The organism is Tistrella mobilis, assembly GCF_041468085.1.
GTDB classification, from domain to species: Bacteria; Pseudomonadota; Alphaproteobacteria; order Tistrellales; family Tistrellaceae; genus Tistrella; species Tistrella mobilis_A.
This window is the reverse complement of record NZ_CP121017.1, coordinates 4,518,025-4,536,803: the sequence shown is the minus strand read 5'-3', so window position 1 is coordinate 4,536,803 and position 18,779 is coordinate 4,518,025. Positions and strand designations below refer to the sequence as shown.

The 18,779-nt window shown below is 67.9% G+C and carries 15 protein-coding genes, 1 pseudogene and 1 riboswitch; of the genes and pseudogenes, 10 read left to right on the top strand and 6 right to left on the bottom strand.

Annotation, left to right across the window (positions count from 1 at the left end; translation table 11 throughout):
- Positions 1-7: 7 nt before the first annotated feature.
- From P7L68_RS26040 to P7L68_RS26015, 6 genes are all read left to right on the top strand, one after another.
- Entirely contained in the window at positions 8-802 is a 795-nt protein-coding gene (locus P7L68_RS26040; RefSeq protein WP_372002703.1) for an inositol monophosphatase family protein, read from the top strand.
- A 61-nt stretch (positions 803-863) separates the two neighbouring features.
- A complete protein-coding gene (locus tag P7L68_RS26035) occupies positions 864-2,729 on the top strand; it encodes an extracellular solute-binding protein (RefSeq protein WP_372002702.1) in 1,866 nt (621 codons plus the stop codon).
- Between the two features lie 18 nt (positions 2,730-2,747).
- Positions 2,748-3,833 (top strand): microcin C ABC transporter permease YejB, encoded by a 1,086-nt coding sequence (locus tag P7L68_RS26030; protein ID WP_372002701.1) that lies wholly within the window; start codon positions 2,748-2,750, stop codon positions 3,831-3,833.
- Positions 3,834-3,836: 3 nt separating this feature from the next.
- Positions 3,837-4,889: an ABC transporter permease gene (locus P7L68_RS26025; protein ID WP_372002700.1), complete on the top strand. Its 1,053-nt coding sequence runs from the start codon at positions 3,837-3,839 to the stop codon at positions 4,887-4,889.
- Positions 4,886-6,523 carry an ABC transporter ATP-binding protein gene (locus P7L68_RS26020; protein ID WP_372002699.1) on the top strand — a complete coding sequence of 546 codons (1,638 nt, stop codon included), beginning with the start codon at positions 4,886-4,888 and terminating at the stop codon, positions 6,521-6,523. The genes P7L68_RS26025 and P7L68_RS26020 overlap by 4 nt, the downstream gene beginning before the upstream one ends.
- Positions 6,524-6,640: 117 nt before the next feature.
- Positions 6,641-7,879 carry a bifunctional transcriptional activator/DNA repair enzyme AdaA gene (locus tag P7L68_RS26015; protein WP_372002698.1) on the top strand — a complete coding sequence of 413 codons (1,239 nt, stop codon included), beginning with the start codon at positions 6,641-6,643 and terminating at the stop codon, positions 7,877-7,879.
- Here the strand turns inward: P7L68_RS26015 and P7L68_RS26010 are convergent.
- The 3 genes from P7L68_RS26010 to P7L68_RS26000 form a co-directional block, all read right to left on the bottom strand.
- The gene (locus P7L68_RS26010; protein WP_372002697.1) at positions 7,854-9,110 is read right to left on the bottom strand and encodes a lipase family protein; all 1,257 of its coding nucleotides are present in this window, start codon (positions 9,108-9,110) and stop codon (positions 7,854-7,856) included. The genes P7L68_RS26015 and P7L68_RS26010 overlap by 26 nt on opposite strands.
- A gap of 123 nt (positions 9,111-9,233) precedes the next feature.
- The gene (locus P7L68_RS26005; RefSeq protein ID WP_372002696.1) at positions 9,234-10,640 is read right to left on the bottom strand and encodes a M17 family metallopeptidase; all 1,407 of its coding nucleotides are present in this window, start codon (positions 10,638-10,640) and stop codon (positions 9,234-9,236) included.
- A 120-nt stretch (positions 10,641-10,760) separates the two neighbouring features.
- Positions 10,761-12,041 (bottom strand): TAXI family TRAP transporter solute-binding subunit, encoded by a 1,281-nt coding sequence (locus P7L68_RS26000; RefSeq protein ID WP_372002695.1) that lies wholly within the window; start codon positions 12,039-12,041, stop codon positions 10,761-10,763.
- Between the two features lie 224 nt (positions 12,042-12,265).
- On the opposite strand from P7L68_RS26000, the gene P7L68_RS25995 reads away from it, so the two are divergent.
- From P7L68_RS25995 to thiE, 4 genes are all read left to right on the top strand, one after another.
- Complete coding sequence (locus P7L68_RS25995) at positions 12,266-12,805, top strand: disulfide bond formation protein B (RefSeq protein WP_372002694.1); 540 nt, start codon at positions 12,266-12,268, stop codon at positions 12,803-12,805.
- A gap of 55 nt (positions 12,806-12,860) precedes the next feature.
- Complete coding sequence (locus tag P7L68_RS25990; protein ID WP_372002693.1) at positions 12,861-13,439, top strand: demethoxyubiquinone hydroxylase family protein; 579 nt, start codon at positions 12,861-12,863, stop codon at positions 13,437-13,439.
- Between the two features lie 38 nt (positions 13,440-13,477).
- A riboswitch (TPP riboswitch) is annotated at positions 13,478-13,597 on the top strand.
- A 100-nt stretch (positions 13,598-13,697) separates the two neighbouring features.
- Positions 13,698-14,507 (top strand): hydroxyethylthiazole kinase, encoded by an 810-nt coding sequence (gene thiM, locus P7L68_RS25985; RefSeq protein ID WP_372002692.1) that lies wholly within the window; start codon positions 13,698-13,700, stop codon positions 14,505-14,507.
- A complete protein-coding gene (gene thiE, locus P7L68_RS25980; RefSeq protein WP_372002691.1) occupies positions 14,504-15,142 on the top strand; it encodes a thiamine phosphate synthase in 639 nt (212 codons plus the stop codon). Before thiM ends, thiE begins: the two co-directional genes overlap by 4 nt.
- Here thiE and P7L68_RS25975 read toward each other — a convergent pair.
- The 3 genes and pseudogenes from P7L68_RS25975 to P7L68_RS25965 all read right to left on the bottom strand — a co-directional run bounded on the left by P7L68_RS25975 (position 15,139) and on the right by P7L68_RS25965 (position 18,710).
- Entirely contained in the window at positions 15,139-16,347 is a 1,209-nt protein-coding gene (locus P7L68_RS25975) for a pyridoxal phosphate-dependent aminotransferase (protein WP_372002690.1), read from the bottom strand. The genes thiE and P7L68_RS25975 overlap by 4 nt on opposite strands.
- A 239-nt stretch (positions 16,348-16,586) precedes the next feature.
- Positions 16,587-17,204: pseudogene (locus P7L68_RS25970) on the bottom strand (HNH endonuclease); the annotation flags it as partial.
- Positions 17,205-17,300: 96 nt separating this feature from the next.
- Positions 17,301-18,710 (bottom strand): sensor histidine kinase, encoded by a 1,410-nt coding sequence (locus tag P7L68_RS25965; RefSeq protein WP_372002689.1) that lies wholly within the window; start codon positions 18,708-18,710, stop codon positions 17,301-17,303.
- Positions 18,711-18,779 lie beyond the last annotated feature (69 nt).

The window sequence follows — 18,779 nt, the reverse complement described above, 5'->3', positions numbered from 1 at the left end:
GCGCTACATGACCCCGACCCGTGTCGCCGAAGACGCCGCCACCTTCCTGCCCGTGGCTTTCCGGCTGGCCGATGCCGCCCGGGCGGAGGCCCGGCGCTATTTCCGTACCGCCGTGCCGGTGGATGTGAAGCCCGATCAGAGCCCGGTAACGCTGGCTGATCGCGAGGCCGAGGCGGCCATGCGCCGCATCCTTGAGGCAGAGCTGCCCGATCACGGCATCTTCGGCGAAGAGCACGGCCGGGTGCGTGAGGCGGCGGACTGGCAATGGGTGCTGGACCCGATCGACGGCACCCGCTCGTTCATCACCGGTCGCCCCACTTTCGGCTCGCTGGTCGGGCTGTGTTTCCGCGGCCGGCCGGTGCTGGGGGTGATCGATGCCGGCGGCACGGGGGAGCGCTGGTGGGGCATTACGGGTGGGCAGAGCTGTTTCGACGGCCGGCCGATCCGCACCCGCGCCTGCGAGGATCCGGCGCTGGCCCGGCTTGCCGCGACCTCGCCTGCAATGTTCGGGCCTGACGATCGCGCCCGCTTCGACCGGCTGGCCGGACGGGTGACCGACGTGCTCTGGGGTGGGGACTGCTACAATTATGGTCTGCTCGCACTCGGGCTGATCGATCTCGTGGCGGAAGTGGATCTGAAACCATACGACTGGTGCGCACTCGTGCCGGTAATCGAAGGCGCCGGTGGGGTGGTGACCGACTGGTCGGGGCGGCCGCTGGGGCTGGCGGGGGATGGCCGTGTGCTGGCCGCCGGCGACCCGCGCGCGCACCGGATTGCACTGGAAATGCTGGCCTTGGTCTGAACTTGCCCTATCATCGCGGATGGAGGGATAGCGTCACCGACCGGAGGGATGACGACAGGTGATGGTCGAACAACGGATGCGGGGACGCGGATGGCGTCGCCCCGCCCGGGTGGTACTGGTGCTGGGCGGCCTTTTGGCCGGAAGCGTCGCCGCCTTCACGCCGGTTCTGTCGAGCCAGGCTTCGGCGGAGCCGTCGCATGGCATATCGATGTATGGGGATCTGAAATATCCCGCCGATTTCGATCACTTTGCCTATGCCTATCCCGAGGCACCCAAGGGCGGCACGCTGAGGAGCGCTGCCCGGGGCACTTTCGACAGCCTCAACCCTTTTGCGCTGCGTGGCCTCCCGGCGCCGGTCAGCCTTGCCTTCGACACGCTGACCGTACAGAGCCTGGACGAGCCGTTTTCGGAATACGGGCTGATCGCAAAGACCATCGATCAGGCGCCGGACAATTCCTCGGTGACCTTCACCATCCGCGCCGAGGCGCGCTTCCACGACGGGACGCCGATCACCGCGGCCGACGTGGCGGCGACCTTCGGGCAGCTGCGTGAGAAGGGCCACCCGACCTATCGGATCTATTATGCCGATGTGGCGGGTGTGGACGTGCTGGACGACCACACCGTCCGCTTCCGCTTCGCCAACACGAAGAATCGTGAACTGGCCCTGATCCTCGGGCAGCTGCCGGTGCTGCCTAAGGCCTGGTTGGACAGCCATGATCTGGGCGCCGGCACGCTGGAGCCGATCCCCGGCAGCGGACCCTACAGGGTTGCCCGCGCCGAAGCCGGCCGCACGCTGGTGATGGAGCGGGTGAAGGATTACTGGGCCAAAGACCTGCCGGTGAATGTGGGCCGGTACAATTTCGACCGCATCGTCACCGACTATTACCGCGATGACGAGGTCTCGGTGGAGGCGTTCAAGGCCGGGCAGTACGACCTTCGGGTTGAGAACAGCGCCCGGCGCTGGGCCACGGCCTACAACATGCCCGAGGTGGAGAGCGGCAAGCTGAAGCTCGATACCATCCCGCACCGGCTGTCGACCGGCATGCAGGGGCTGGTGATGAACACGCGTCGCCCGATCTTCCAGGACCCGGCGGTCCGCCGGGCCATGCAATACGTGTTCGACTTCGAATGGTCGAACAAGACCCTGTTCTATGGCGCCTATACCCGCACCGACAGCTATTTCGAGAACTCGAACATGGCGTCCTCGGGCATTCCCGAGGGGGCGGAACTGGCGCTGCTGGAACCCTATCGCGACCAGTTGCCGGCGGATCTGTTCACCAGGCCCTATACCGTGCCCAAGACCGATGGCAGCGGCGCCAATCGTGACGGGCTGAAGACCGCCTATGACATCCTGGCCAGGGCCGGCTACGAAGTGAGAAACGGCAAGCTCTTCGCCCCCGATGCCGATTCTCCGGTGCGGATGGAGTTCCTGATCCAGGATGCCGCCGAGGAACGCATCGTGATGCCGATCACCCGCAGCCTGGGCCGGCTCGGCATAGAGGCGACGGTGCGGCAGGTGGATGCGGCGCAGTACGAGAACCGGCTGCAGACCTTCGATTACGACATCATCACCGAGATCTGGCCGCAGTCGCAGTCTCCCGGCAACGAGCAGCGGGAATTCTGGGGCAGCGAAGCCGCCGACCGGCCCGGCAGCCGCAACTATGCCGGGATCAGGAACCCGGTGGTCGATGCATTGATCCAGAAAGTGATCGATGCCAACAACCGGCAAAGTCTGGTCACGGCGGTTAAGGCGCTGGACCGCGTGTTGCTCTGGGGCGACTACGTCATTCCGCAATTCCACCTTCCGGCCTTCCGGATCGTGCACTGGAACAAGTTCGGGCGCCCGCCGGTGCTGCCGGATTACGGCATCGATCTTTATACCTGGTGGGTGGATGACGCGCTCGCCGCCCGCTACGGCCTGCGCTGACAGGGGGCCCGGTCACGGATGTTCGCTTACGTCCTGCGCCGTCTGGCCCTTATCCCGCTCACATTGTTCGGCATCATGGTGATCAACTTCGCCGTCGTCCAGTTCGCCCCCGGCGGACCGGTCGAACAGATGCTGGCGACGCTGAGCGGGGCCCAGTCCGACGCCACCGCAGGGTTTTCCGGAGGCGGCAGCGAGGTTGCCGCCCCGTCGATGTCCGGCAGCGACTATCGCGGCGCCCGCGGTCTGCCGGACGGGCTGGTCGAGGAAATCCGCGCCCTTTACGGCTTCGACAAGCCGCCGGTCGAACGCTTCGTCGACATGATGGGCAGCTATCTGACCTTCGATTTCGGCGACAGCTTCTTCCGCAATGCGCCGGTGGTGGAGCTGATTCTCGACAAACTGCCGGTCTCCGCCTCGCTTGGGCTGTGGAGCACGCTGATCATCTATCTGGTCTCCATTCCGCTCGGCATCGCGAAGGCAGTGCGCGACGGCACGCCCTTCGACGTCTGGACCAGCGGACTGGTCATTGTCGGCTATGCCGTGCCCGGCTTTCTGTTCGCGATCCTGCTGGTGGTGGTCTTCGCCGGCGGGTCGGTGGTCTCGTGGTTCCCGCTGCGCGGCCTTGTTTCCGACAACTGGGCGGAACTGCCCTGGTGGCAGCAGATTCTGGACTATTTCTGGCATCTGGCGCTGCCGGTGACCTCGCTGGTGATCGGCGGCTTCGCGACGCTGACCCTGCTCACCAAGAACTCCTTCCTGGACGAGATCGGCAAGCAGTACGTGATCACGGCCCGGGCCAAAGGGTTGAGCGAAAACCGCGTGCTCTATGGCCATGTCTTCCGCAATGCCATGCTGATCGTGGTCGCCGGCCTGCCCGCCACCATTGTGGGGCTGCTGTTCACCGGGTCGCTGCTGATCGAGGTGATCTTTTCGCTCGACGGGCTGGGGCTGCTCTCCTACGAGGCGGTGCTCAACCGGGACTATCCGGTGGTCTTCGCCTCGCTGTTCATCTTCACCCTGATCGGACTGCTGCTGAACCTGATCGGCGATCTGATGTATGTGGCGATCGATCCGCGGATCGATTTCGAAAGCAGGGGAGGCTGAGCCATGGGCATCGCTGCACGCCTCGGCTTTCGCAAGCCCGGGCCACTCAACCGCCGGCGGCTGCGCAACTTCCGCCGCAATCGCCGGGGCTTCTGGTCGTTCTGGATCTTCCTGGTCCTGTTCCTGGTCTCGCTGGGGGCGGAGTTCGTCGCCAATGACCGGCCCATCCTGGTCTCGTATCAGGGGCGTCTCTATGTCCCGGTGCTGTTCGACTATCCCGACACCGAATTCGGCGGCTTCCTGCCGACGCCGGCCAATTATCGCGACCAGATCACGCAAGAGGCGATCGACGCTGCGGGCTGGGCGATCTGGCCACCGATCCGCTTCTCCTACGACACGATCAACTTCAACCTTGACCGACCGGCCCCGGCACCACCTTCGGCCGAGAACTGGCTGGGGACCGATGATCAGGGCCGCGACGTGCTCGCCCGGCTGATCTACGGCTTCCGGCTTTCGGTGCTGTTCGGGCTGGGGCTCACCCTCGCAAGCTCGGTGATCGGGGTGATCGCGGGCGCGATCCAGGGCTATTTCGGTGGGGTGACCGATCTGATCTTTCAGCGGCTGATCGAGATCTGGGCAGGGTTGCCGCAGCTTTATGTGCTGCTGATCCTCTCGGCCCTGTTCGAGCCGACGGTCTGGCTGCTGCTGGGGTTGCTCACCCTGTTCTCATGGACCGGGCTGGTCGGATTGGTGCGGGCGGAATTCCTGCGCACCCGCAATTTCGACTATGTGCGCGCCGCCCGGGCCATGGGGGTGGGCGATCTCGGCATCATGCGCCGTCACATCCTGCCCAATGCCATGGTCTCGACCCTCACTTTCCTGCCTTTCATCCTGTCGGGCGGGATCACCGCGCTCACCTCGCTCGATTTCCTGGGGCTGGGCCTGCCGGCCGGTTCGCCCTCGCTGGGCGAACTGCTCAATCAGGGCAAGAACAATCTTCAGGCTCCCTGGCTCGGAATTTCGGGCTTCGTCACGCTGGCGGTGATGCTGTCGCTGCTGATCTTCATCGGCGAAGCGATCCGCGACGCCTTCGATCCGCGCAAGGTGTTCTCGTGAACGGCGCCCGTCAGGCAGTTCCCCCGGTCCTCACCGTTCGCGATCTGTCGGTCACCTTCCGGCACGAGGCGGGCGAGACGAAGGCCGTGGCGGGGGTGTCGTTCACGGTGGGGGCCGGCGAGACGCTGGCGATCGTGGGCGAAAGCGGCTCCGGCAAATCGGTGACGGCGCTCGGCATTCTGGGGTTGTTGCCGCGGGGCGCCGATGTGGATGTCCGCGGCAGCGCCCGGCTTGGTGACCAGGAACTCGTCGGGGCCTCCGAGCGGGCGTTGCGCCAGGTGCGCGGCAATCGCATCGCGATGATCTTCCAGGAGCCGATGACCGCGCTCAATCCGTTGCACCGGGTGGAGCGGCAGATTGCAGAGACGCTTGGCCTGCATCGCGGCCTGCAGGGGGCCGCGGCAGCGGCCCGGATCGATGCGCTGCTGCGCGAGGTGGCACTGGTCGATGCGGCCGGGTCCACGGCGCGTATCCGGCGGTCCTTTCCGCACGAGCTGTCGGGCGGCCAGCGCCAGCGGGTGATGATCGCCATGGCGCTGGCCAACGAGCCTGAGATCCTGATCGCAGACGAGCCGACCACGGCACTCGACGTCACGGTTCAGGAAGAGATTCTGGGCCTGCTCGCCCGCATCCGGCGCGAGCGCGGCATGGCGCTGATCCTGATCACCCACGACCTTGCCATCGTCCGGCGCACGGCCGATCGGATGGTGGTGATGCGCCGTGGCGAGATGATGGAGGCGGGCCCGGCAGACGAGATCTTCCGGGCGCCGCGCAACGACTATACCCGCATGCTGATCGCCTCGCGGCCGCGCGGTCTGCCCGATCCGGTGCCGGCCCACGCCGAGCCGCTGCTGACCGTGCGGGATCTGGCGGTGCGCTATCCGGTGAAGGGCGGGCTGCTGCGCCGGGTCGTCTCTCATGTCGAGGCGGCGGTGGGGGTGAATTTCACCCTCCGTCCCGGCGAGACGCTGGGGCTGGTGGGGGAGAGCGGCTCGGGCAAGAGTTCCGTCGCCGCAGCTCTCGTGCGGCTGACCGCCGCCGAAGGGATGGTCGACTTCGCCGGCACCGACCTTGCGAAACTGGATCAAAAGCACCTCCGCCCGCTGCGCAACCGCTTCCAGATCGTGTTTCAGGACCCGTTCGGGGCGCTGAGCCCGCGCATGACCGTGGGCGACATCGTGGCAGAAGGGCTGGATGTGCATGCGCCCATCGCTGATCGGGCGGCGCGGCGGGACCGGATCGGCGCGGCACTGGTCGAGGTGGGGCTGGATGCGGCGATGCAGGATCGCTTCCCCCATGAATTCTCGGGCGGGCAGCGCCAGCGCATCGCCATTGCCCGGGCGCTGATCCTGGAGCCGGAGCTGATCGTGCTCGACGAGCCGACCTCGGCGCTGGATGTCTCGATCCAGGCCCAGATCGTCGAGCTGCTGCGGGGGCTGCAGCGGCGGCGGCAACTGGCCTATGTGCTGATTTCCCATGATCTGGCGGTGGTGCGGGCGCTGGCCCACAAGCTGATCGTGCTGCGCCAGGGCCGGGTGATGGAGCAGGGCGAGGCGGCGGCGGTGATGGCCTCGCCCAAGACCGACTATACCCGGGCGCTGATCCGCGCGGCCTTCCCTGACGGTCTGCCCTGAAGCTCCTTCCTTCCGTTCACACGATATCCCTGTCCGGTCGCGGATGGTGCAGCGCGGGCCGTGGGTGCAGGATGAAGGCAATCGATCCCCTTGATCTGCCGGGAGGAAACCTGACCCATGGCCTCGGAGCCCATCGATTCTTGTGCGCCCGTCAACTTCTCCGCCCCGGCCGACGTGCTGGCGCTTGCCGGCGATCAGGCCGGCGACGACCGGCTCTGGCGGATCGTCGCCGATCGCGACCGCCGCTTTGCCGATGCCTTCCGGCTGGGGGTGATCACCACCGGTATCTACTGCCGGCCCGGTTGCCCGGCGCGGCTGCCCAATCGCGAGAATGTCCGCTTCTATCCCGATGCCCATGCCGCCGAGGCGGCCGGCTTTCGGGCCTGCAAGCGCTGTGCGCCCCAGGCGCAGGCGCTGGGGCCTGAACAGAAGCTGGTTCTCTCCGCCATGGGCGCCATCGACCGGCGTGAAGAGGTGCCGGGGGCGACCGAACTCGCCAGCCTGCTGGGGGTCGAGACCCGGCGGCTGGCGCGTGCCTTCGGCCGCGTGCTGGGGGTGGCGCCGGCCGAGATGCTGCGCGGGCTGAAGCGTCGCCGTTTCCGTGCCGCGCTGAAAGCGGGAGAGAGTGTCACCGAGGCGGTCTATACCGCCGGCTTCGGCGGCCCCGCCAGGGTCTATGACGGCGGCGCCGCGGGGCTGGGCATGGCGCCCGGACGCTTTGCGGCCGGCGGGGCCGGCGAAGTGGTGTCGTGGCGGATCTTCGACTGCCCCCATGGCCGGCTGCTGATTGCAGCCACCGATCGCGGGATCGCGATGATTGCGATCGATCCCGATGATGCGGCCCTGCTCCGGGGGCTTGCCGTCGACTTTCCCGCGGCGGAGCGGGTAGAGGCAGCCGTTGACCATCCACTGATCGGACGTGCCGCCGAGGTGGTTCTGGACGGGCTGACCCGTGATGCCGCCCGGCTGGATGATCACGGTCTGCCGCTGGATCTGCGGGCGGGCGCCTTCACGCTCAGGGTCTGGGAGGCGCTGCGCCGGTTGCCGGCCGGCACCGTCACCACCTATGGGGCTTTGGCCCGGGCATTGGGCAATCCCGGGGCGGCCCGGGCGGTGGGTCGGGCCTGCGCCACCAACAAGATCTCCCTGCTGGTCCCCTGCCATCGGGTGCTGCCCGAACAGGGCGGCTTCGCCGGCTATCGCTGGGGAGAGCGGGTGAAGCGGGCCCTGCTTGAGGCAGAGCATGCCGAGATCCATCCGGACCGTGCCACCGCGGATGCGGCGGCACGGGCGGCGACGGAGCTGCGGGATGAGGTGGCGGATGCGCCGGTCAGGATGCGCCGCAGGTCGAGCTGACGGGCTGGCCCGCCATCACCTTGCGCACGAAGGGCACGCTGTCCTTGAGTGAGCCGTTGACCGCGCCCGAATGATCGAGACCCGGATAGACATGGGCCTGGACCACTGTGCCGGCGGCGCAGGCGGCATCGACCACCGCCTTCTGCATGGCCGGCGGCACGTCATGATCCTCGGCGCCTGTGCCGACGAACAATGGATGGGCCAGCTTGACGGTGGGATAGGCGAGTGACGGCGCAAGCCCGGTGATCACCTCGATGGCTTTGGGGGTCATGGCGTTGCCGCGGGTAAGTCCGGCATCGGTGACGGCCTGAAAGATCGGCATCACGCAGCCGGTGCGGGCCTGGTTCAGTACCGGCATCGCCTTGGGCGTGAACATCTGGCCGACGTCGGCCTTCGTCGGCGCCTGTTCGGCGAGAAGACCGATGTAGAGCAGATAGGCGATGGTCGGGTCGACCTTGTCGGGATTGGCCTTGGCGACCGCGGTCATCAGCTGGGGCGTGAGATAGGGAATGCCGGTCGAGACCGTGCCGCGGATGTCGATATCGGGGGCGTAGTCGGGGGCGAAGGCCGCGGTCGCAAAGGCGGCGCCGCCGCCCTGGGACTGGCCGATCAGCACCACCCGGTCGGCCAGGGCGACGCCCAGTTCCTTCTGGCCCGACTGCACGGCGCGGACCGAATCGAGCGTGCTGTATGCTTCGGGCCGGGTGGCGAGATAGGGGTGCGGGCCGGCGACGCCCAGGCCCTGATAGTCGGTGGCGACGATCGCAAAACCCTCGCGCAGCCAGCGGCCCAGATAGTCGATGTCGCGTTTGGACCGTCCGGTCCAGGACGGTGCACAGGCATCGGCCATGCCGACCGTCCCATGCGCCCAGGCGAGCAGCGGCCAGCCGCCGGCCGGCGGGCGCCCCTTGGGCACGAACAAAGCGCCGGAGACCACCACCGGCCCCGTGCCCGACACCCCGTCGGTCGAAGTGTAGAGAATGCGCATCTGCCGTCCGGCCCCGGGCAACCCCAGTTTTGCGGGCAGTGGCTCGGTGCGGAGCAGCAGGCCGGCCTGATCCGGGATGCTGCCGGTCCAGTCGTAGAACGCCGAGACCCCGCCATCGCCCTGGGCGGCGTTCGGGCGGGGCATCTCGGCGGCGATGACCGGCGTGGCGGCGATGGCCGCCAGGGCGGCGAGTGCTGCAAGCGGTGCGGCGAAGCCGCGCCGGGTAAGGGCTATGCGTGACATCGGGGGGCGTCTCCCTGCGCTGGTTCTTCTTGCAGATCGAAGTCTGCCAGAACCGGCGCAGGGCGCCTTGCGAAGATTGGGCAAATTCCGCTTTGCGGTTGATGATCGGGCGGGACCCGGATGTCAGGCCGAAGGCGCCCAGCGGTCGGCGATCATCCGGTAGAGCGCCCGCACGCCCATGATCTCCCCACCTTCCGGCCGACCGGGGCGGGTGCGGGTGTTCCAGGCCATCAGATCCAGATGCAGCCAGCCCTTGCGGGCCTCGCCGGCGAAGGCATCCAGGAACAGGGCAGCCGTGGTTGCCCCGGCGAAGCCGCCGCCGCTGACATTGCAGATATCGGCGATCTTGCTGTCGAGCATATGGCGATAGGCGCGATGCAGCGGCAGCCGCCAGACCGGGTCGTCCTCGGCACGGGCGGCGCTTTCGAAGGCCGCGGCAAGGGCGTCGTCTTCGGCGAAGAAGGCCGCAATCTCGGTGCCGACCGCGACCCGTGCGGCGCCGGTCAGGGTGGCGACGTCGATCAGCAGTTCGGGCATGTCACGCGCAGCCTCGGCCAGGGCATCGGCCAGGATCAGCCGTCCCTCGGCATCGGTGTCGCCGACCTCGACCGAGATGCCGGCGCGGGTCTTGAGCACGTCGCCGGGACGGAAGGCATCGCCCGCAATGACGTTGTCGACCGTCGGGATCAGCACTCTCAGTCGCACCGGCAGGTTGGTGTCGATGATCATCCGCGCCAGCGCCAGCACATGGGCCGCACCGCCCATATCCTTCTTCATCAGCCGCATGGCCGAGGCCGGCTTGATGTCGAGCCCGCCGCTGTCGAAGCAGACCCCTTTGCCGACCAGGGTGACCTTGGGGTGGCTTTCGTCGCCCCAGCTGAAATCGATCAGCCGCGGCGGCCGGGTGCTGGCCCGGCCGACGGCATGGATCGCCGGGAAGTTCCGCTGGACCAGATTGTCGCCGACGATCTCGTCATAGCGGCCGCCGGCATTCTCGGCGATGCGACGGGCGGCGAGGGCCAGCTCGTGCGGGCCCATGTCTTCGGCCGGCGTGTTGATCAGGTCGCGGCCATGGGAAATCGCCTGGACCAGGGCGGCAAGCCGCGTCTGATCGGCAGCGGCCGGCACCACCAGAGTGGCCGGCGCGCGGCGATCCTCGCTGCGACCGAGATAGCGGTCGAAGCGATAGGCACCCAGCGCCCAGCCCATTGCGAGCTGTGTTGCCAGCATGGGATCGGCCGGCTCCGGATCCAGCCGCCAGCGGCCCTCGGGCAGTTTCTGCGACAGGTCGCCGATCGCCCAGGGGCCCGGTTCCGCTGCGGTCACCATCACGGCGCCGACGATGCCGCCCTCGGCGTCGGGCAGCAGCGCATGGGCGCCTGGCCGCGGCTTGAAGCCCTGGGCCGAAAGCCAAGCCGCGATCCGGGGCTCGGCAGCATCGCGCCAGGCGGCGAAATCGCGCTCGGTTACCAGGGTCAGCGGCAGGGCGACGGCGTCGCGGTCACGCGACAGGCTCGGGATCTCGGCCATGGACGTGCGGGGCTCCTCGATCGATGGGCGCGGAAAATCGCGCCAATCGACAAGGTCAGCGCCCGGGGCGCCGCCGTCAAGCCCGGGGGACCATCATCCGGTACCGTCTCGTGATGCGGCTCAGCTGGCGGGCGTGCCGGGCTTGGCTTCAGGCACCGGCGCGTCGGGCATTGCCGGGGCTGCCGGCGTGGCGGCGGGTTCGCTTCCCAGATCGTCGAGCGGTGCTGCCTCAGGCGGGCTGCCGGCCGGGGCATCGGGGGCCGTGCCGGCCTCTCCCGGTTTGCCGTCGGCTGCGGCCTTGTCGCGGGCAGCCCGCCATTCGGCATAGAAACGCTCGGCGCCGGGATGAAGCGGGATGCCGATGCCCAATGTCGCAGTTTCGGGCCGGATCAGCCGGCCTTTGGCATGGCCGGCATCCAGCAGGCCGCGGGTCGGCGTGCTCCACAGTGCACGGGTCAGGCCGTACACCAGCTCTGCATCCAGACCTTCGCGCACGACCCAGAGTGCGCGGACGCTGACCGTGCCCACGGGAGCGGCCAGATCATAGGCATCGCGGGGGATCACGTCTTCGACGAAGAAGGGGTGTTTCTCGACCAGGGCGCTGCGCAGCTCGGGCGCGAGGGGCACCAGGCTGGCGACCCCGTCGCGGATGGCGGCTCCGATTGAGACGGCCGGATAGCCGCCCATGAAGAACATGGCGTCGAGCGAACCGTCGCGGAGATGATCGACCGCCACTTCGGGATCGAGGTTCTCCACCTTGATCCTGTTGAGCGGAATGCCCGCTGCGGCCAGCACCAGCCGGGCATCGACCAGGGTGCCGGAGCCGGTTCGATCGAGTGATACCCGCTTGCCGACGAGATCCTTCAGATCGGTGATACCGGCACCCGTCCGCGCCACCACATGCAGGCTTTCCGGATAGAGGCTGGCGATGGCCCGCAGATCCGGCATGGAGGGCGCACCGATTTCGGCGCCACGGTCGGTCTGGGCGAGCACGGCGATGTCGGCCTGCGAGAGGCCGCTGTCGACCTGGCCGTCGTTCAGCAGGTTGAGATTGTCGACGGACCCGCGGGTGGTGACCGCCACGGCGACCAGGTTCGGAATGCCGCAGGCGCCGCCATCCTCGCAGGGGCGGGAGCCGGGCGGATTGCTGACCGCATTGGCGATGATGCCGCCGATCGGGAAATAGGTACCGCCGGTCGATCCCGTGCCGATGCGGAAGAAGCGCATCGCCTCTTCCTGGGCGGCTGCCTGGCCGGAGGCGGAGAGCAGGCCGGCGACGATGGTGGCGGCGGCCCATCGTCGCAGTTCCACCAGTCTCATCAACCCCAGGTAGATATTCTGTATGAAGGCCGGGGCAGTGACGGGACAGGCGGACACGGCGGTCCGGGTGCTGCGGGCCATGATGCACGGATCTCCGCTGGCGAGACGAGGCATCGCAGGGGCCGCACGAACCCCTTGTCCGGAGTGTGCGGAGTGCGACTTGCTTGTCCGGTTGATCCTAGCCACACTCGCGGCATCCGTCGAGCCGCCGTGACACACGTCACGGAACGGTCGCAGGCCTTGCCGCAGGATGGCCCGCCCGGCTGCCCGTGTCGCCGTCCGAGATGCCGGAGAGAACCCGCTCCATGTCCCTGCTCACCAAGCCCGTCGATCTGATGGCGGCACGCCTGCGTGCCCGCGGGATCGATCCGCTGCTGCCTTTCCTGGGGGCGGCCAGCCTTGCCCTGCTGGGGGGTGCCCTCAGCTTCCAGTTCCTGGGCGGGCTGGAGCCCTGCGTGCTCTGCCTGCAGCAGCGTTGGCCGCATCTGGGCGTGGCGGTGGCTGCGGGCGCGCTGACGGCGCTTGGGCCTTCGCGGCGGGTGCAGGGCTGGGGGCTGCTGCTGATCACGGTGCTGCTGCTGATGACCGGCGGTATCGGTCTTTATCATGTTGGCGTCGAGCAGGGCTGGGTGGAGGCGAGCGCCGCCTGCTCGATGAGCACGGCCGCCGGCGCCCAGGACCTGGCGTCCCTGCGGGCTGCCATCGCCGGCGCACCACGTGCCGCCTGCACCGATATCGCCTGGTCGCTGCTGGGGATCAGCATGGCCGGATGGAATGCGCTGCTGTCGGTTCTGCTGGCGGGTATTGCCGCGGGCGGCGCGCGGCGTATCTTCAGGCATGGCTGACAAGCCGACCGGACGCTCCCTCACCGGACGATCCCCGACCGGAGACCGCCTGCAGATGACCGACCAGCCCCGCCTCAGCAATGACCGCCCCACAGCCGCGCGTGTCCTGCCCGGCGATCCCGATGCCCGCACCCTGGTCGAACGGATGATCCGGGTCGATCAGGCGGGGGAATACGGTGCCGCCCGGATCTATGCCGGCCAGCTGGCGGTGATGGGCAAGGGTCCGCATGGCGCCACCATCCGCCATATGGCCGACCAGGAACGGGTCCATCTGGAGACCTTCAACCGGATGATGGTGGAACGCCGGGTGCGGCCGACCCTGCTGTCGCCGGTCTGGCATGCCGCGGGTTTTGCACTGGGGGCGGTGACCGCGGCCATGGGACCGCGGGCGGCGATGGCCTGCACGGTTGCGGTCGAGGAAGAGATCGACCGCCACTACCGCGCCCAATCGGCGGCACTGGGACCCGACGAGGCTCCTTTGCGCGATACCATCGAACGTTTCCGGGCCGAAGAGCTGGAGCATCGAGACACGGGCCTCGCCCATGGCGCCGAACAGGCGACCGGCTACAAGGCGATGAAGGCGCTGATCGGCGCGGGCTCCAGAATGGCGATCTGGCTGTCGACCCGGATCTGATCGACGTTGACACCGTGCCCGGGCGGCGCGCAGTCTGAAGACCTCACCAGGGGTGTCCCGACAAGGGGCTGAGATTCTGCAGGGCCGCAAGGCAGCGCAGGGACCCGACGAACCTGATCCAGTTCATACTGGCGGAGGGATGGTGCGGATGGCCGGCTCCTGCAACCCCTGCGGCGCAGGGGAGACGGCGTTTCTGAGCCTCTCCCTCTCTCTGCCGGTCCGCGCCGGATCGATCAAGATCGAGAGGGAGGAACCGGAATGACCCCGCAAAGAACCGCCGGTGCCGCTGAACTCCACGCCCGCATGCAGCGGAGCGCTCCGCTGGTACATTGCATCACCAACTACGTCGCGATGAACGTGGCAGCCAATGTGCTGCTCGCCGCCGGCGCCTCGCCGGCCATGGTCCATGCCGAGGAAGAGGCGGGTGAGTTCGCAGGCCTCGCCGGCGCATTGACCGTCAATATCGGTACGCTCTCACCCGGCTGGGTCGGCGGCATGAAGGCGGCGATTGCGGGCGCGACAGCGGCCGGACGGCCCTGGGTGCTGGACCCCGTCGCCCATTTCGCGACCGGCTACCGGCGGCGGGTGGCGGCGGAGCTGCTGGCGCTCGGCCCGACGGTGGTGCGTGGCAACGCCTCTGAGATCATCGCGCTCGATGGCGGCACCAGTGCCGGACAGGGCGCCGACGCAGGCGATCCGGTGGAACAGGCGGAAGAGGCCGCGCGGCGGCTGGCACAACGCCATGCAACGGTGGTGGCGGTGACCGGTCCGGTCGATTTCGTGACCGACGGTGCACAAGCGGTCCGAATCTCGGGCGGGTCGGCGCTGATGCCGAAGGTGACGGCGCTTGGCTGCTCGCTCACCTGTCTGGTCGGCGCCTTCACGGCGGTGGCGGCCGATGCTCCGTTCGAGGCGACGGTCGCAGCGCTCGCCACCTTTGCGGCGGCAGGGGAGGCGGCGGAACGGGGGGCAGAGGGCCCGGGCTCCTTCGCCATGCGCTTCCTGGATGCGCTGCATGGTCTTGAAGCACGGGCGCTCGAGGCGGGAGAAAGGATCCGGCCGGCATGAAGCGTTTCGATCTCTCGCTCTATCTTGTTCTCGACCCCGATCTCTGCCGCGTGCGGTCGATGGTGGAGACCACCCGCGCCGCCGTTGCCGGTGGGGCCACGATCGTTCAACTGCGCGACAAGACAGCCGGTACGGCCGGGCTGATCGAGACCGGCCGGGCGCTCATGTCGGTGCTGGAAGGCACCGGCGTACCGCTGATCGTGAATGACGACGTCGAGGCTGCGGTCGCGATCGGTGCCCATGGAGTGCATGTCGGCCAGGGCGACATGCCCGCGGCAGAGGCCCGTCGCCGGATCGGGCCCCGGATGATCCTGGGCCTGTCGGTCGAGACCGAGGCGGTGGTGCGGGCGGTCGATCCGGCGGTGGTCGACTATGTGGGGGCGGGCCCCGTCTTCGCGACCCAGACCAAGCCGGATCATGAGCCGCCGACCGGTTTCGACGGCCTTGCCCGGCTGGTGGCGCTGTCGCCCGTGCCGGCGGTGGCGATCGGCGGGCTGAAGGCTGATCATGTGGCGCCGGTGCTGGCGTCTGGCGCCGAGGGACTGGCGGTGGTCTCGGCGATCTGCGGCCAGCCCGACCCCGAGGCGGCGGCCCGGAGGATCGCCGACGCCATCCGGGACTGTCGCCGGGGTTAGCCCTCCCGGGTGCCGGCAAAGAAGGCGTCGAGCCTCCGGGCCGCCTCGGCGGCGAGCGTCGGGTCGATGGCGAAGCACAGGCGCAGATAACCATCGCCGCCGGGGCCGAAGGCGGAGCCGGGGGCAAGGCCGACCCCGGCTTCTCGCAGGATGCGCACGGCGGTCGAGAAGGCGTCGTTCATGCCGCGCACGCCGAAGAACAGGTAGAAGCCGCCATCCGGCTTCACCACGGTCACTTCGGGAATGGCGGCAAGGGCGTCGAGCAGCACGTCCCGGGCAGTCATGGTGCGGGTGACCAGTGCCCTTATCCCCGGGTCGCCCTCGTTCAGGGCTGCGATGGCGGCATGCTGGATGAACGTGGCGACGCCGGTGGTGTTGTACTGGGAGAGGTTCTCGAAGATGCGGGACATCCCCTCGGGGAAGATCACCCAGCCGGCGCGCCAGCCGGTCATGCACCAGTTCTTGGAGAAGGTGTTGGTGATCAGCAGCCGGTCGGTCGGTTCGGCGACCTCAAGGAAGGACGGGGCGGGGCGGCCGCCATCGACGAACAGGCCGTAGACCTCGTCCGACAGGATCCAGAGCCCCCGGTCGCGGGCAATCCGCACCAACTCTGCCATCTGTACCTTCGGCATCATCCAGCCGGTGGGGTTGGAGGGGGAGTTGATCGCGATCGCCCTGGTCCGCGGTCCGATCGCCGCCAGCAGGTCATCGAGGTCGAGCGAAAAGCGGCCATCACTCACCCGGAAGGGCACCGGTACCAGCCGACCGTGATTGATGCGCACGATTTCGGCCAGATTGGGCCAGGTCGGCACCGGGGCGATCACTTCGTCGCCTGGCTCCAGGATGGCCTGGAAGGCCTGCATCATCGCCTGGACACCGCCGGCGGTGACGCTGAACCGCCCGGGATCGACGGCCACACGCCAATGACGGGTGTGATAGTCGGCAAGAGCCTGCCGCAATGCGGGCAGGCCGTGGGCATAGGTGTAGCGGGTCTGGCCGGCCTGCATCGCCTGCTCGGCGGCCGTGCGAATGAAATCCGGCGTCGGCAGATCGCCCTCGCCGATCCAGAGTCGGATCACCGCCGGATCTTCGCGCGCCAGATCGGCGATGTCGGCGATCTTGTTGGTGGGCATCGCGGTCATCCGCGCCGAGAGCCCAAGCCCGCCGACCATGCCGGCATCCGTGCCGCCTTCATGCCCGTTCATGATGCCTCACCCCGTTTGACACCAGTTTCAGGGCGCTGATCCTCGCGGATCACGGGCATGAACGCAACGGGCGATCAATCGTCCTCCAGCTGGACCCCCCAATACTCTCCCTCGGTCATGTCGGGAGGGAAGGCGCGGCCCTGGGCCTCGCTCTGGATGGCGCGCAGGGTGGTCTGTGCGGCAAGTGCCCCATCCATCGCATCCTCCTCGGAGCGGATGTCGGGGAGCCCGGCAAAGTTCAGGTAGTCGCGCCAGCTTGGATGCAAATTGCCGGGCGGAAAGTGGCGCCCGGCTTCCTGGAGTTCGGTCAGGTCCGGGGCTTTGGGCACCGACCTGAGGGTCAGACCGCACTGCTCGGGCGTTCGGGCACCCTTGGCGGTGTTGCACGCCGTGCAGGCGGTGACGACATTCTGCCAGGTCGTGGTGCCGCCTCGGGCGCGGGGGACCACATGGTCGAAGGTCAGCTCTTCCGTGGCGAAACGCCGGCCGCAATACTGGCAGCGGAAACGGTCGCGCAGGAAGACGTTGAAACGGGTGAAGGCCGGGCGACGGTTCACCGGCACATAGCTGCGCAGCGAGATGACGCTGGGCAAGCGCATCTCCAGGCGTGGGCTGTGCACCACGGAGTCGTATTCGGAAAGGATGTTCACGCGATCGAGGAATACTGCCTTGATCGCGTCCTGCCACGACCACAGGGACAGCGGAAAGTAGCTGAGTGGTCGGTAGTCGGCGTTCAATACCAGCGCCGGACAGGTGCTCGCGGATAGGCCCACAGGCTCCGTCTCCCCTGAACCGGGCGGGCGTGGAGGACGCCCGCCTCGCGATCTTATGGTATCAGTGATTTGTGATGCTTGCATGAAAGATCAAGAGCCTGTGCGCGGGCAGGCCTGGCATCCATGTGGCATGGTTTCAACTGCAGGGGGATGTGGTGCGGGCCATATGGAGAAACAGGCTCAGGCGACCGGCAGCCTGAGCGTGATCGCGGTGCCGACACGACGCTGACGCTCGATCGTCACGCTGCCGTCCATGGCCTCGGCCAGACGCCGGCTGATTGCGAGCCCGAGACCGGTGCCCTCGATGCTTCGCCGGACGACGTTGCCGCCCCGCTCGAAGGGTTCGAACACCCGGTCGATCGCCTCGGGCGGAATGCCGATGCCGTCATCGCTGACGGTGATCGCGATCATCTGCCGGCCCGGTTCGGAGGTCCTGCGGGCGGCGACGGCAATATGACCGTCCTCGGGCGTAAACTTCACCGCATTGCCGAGGAGGTTGTTCAGGATCTGGCCAAGAGCACGGTGGTCGGCCGCCACCGCCGGCAGGCCCGGGGGCAGATCGACCAGCAGGGACTGGCGTTTGGCGGCAGCCTGGGGGCGGATGGCGGTGAGTGCCCCTTCAATCGCGCGGGCAAGATCGACGGTGCTGATCTCGACATCCGTGCGGCCGCTTTCGATCCGGGCGACATCGAGCAGATCCTCGATCAGCGCCTTCAGCATCTGCCCGGACTGGTGGATATAGCCGGCCTGTTCGGAGTAGCGGCGGAAGGTGGCGGCATCCGACCCGAACAACTGGTCGCGGATGATTTCGGAATAGCCGAGGATCGCGTTCAGCGGCGTGCGCAACTCGTGGCTGACCTGGGCGAGGAAGCGGCTCTTGGCGTCGTTGGCCGCCTGGGCATCGTGCAACGAGCGTTCCAGCCGGGCATTGGTGACCGTCAATTCATCGACCAGGGCGCGGATCCGCCCGGCATCGCGGGCCTGCCGGTCCAGCAGCTGCCGGTTCTCGATATTGAGCCGCAGCATATCGGCGATCCAGCGGTGGTGGCGGCCGGCGAAGTTGCCGAAAACAATGAGGTAAAGAATATAGCAGATCGCTACCGACACATCCTGCCCCTCGTGACGGACAAGCAGGAGGGCGATGGGTGGAATGGCCAGCGGGACCATGAAGGCGAGCAGCATCGCCCGGTCCATCACATAGGCGATGCCGACCGACGAGATCGCCAGCAGGACCGATATGGCGATCATCGTGGCGCCCGGGTTGTCGAGCGTGAGACCGATCGCAACGCCAAGCCCCCAGCCGAAGGACGCCACGGCGATACCGCCGGCGATCATGATCCGCTGCGCTTCAGTCACCGCGTCGGCTTCGGCCGCGCGCAGGACGAGGACGGCACTCGGGATCCGGATCGCCGAAATTGCCCACATGAGGACCACCCAGCCGATCGTCCAGAGATGATCGACATAGGGCCACATCAGGGCGGCGGCCGCAGCTGCCCCCGGGAAGGTGGCGATTGCGGCGCGCCTGGAGAGTTCGGCCTCCATCGCCACCCGGGCGTTGCGCAGGCCGTCGCGTATGTCCCGCTCTCCCATCCGTCTCCGTCGTCCACCGCCATGATCAGGTGCGTACATCATGGCGACAGCCGGGGAGGGAAAGTCAAT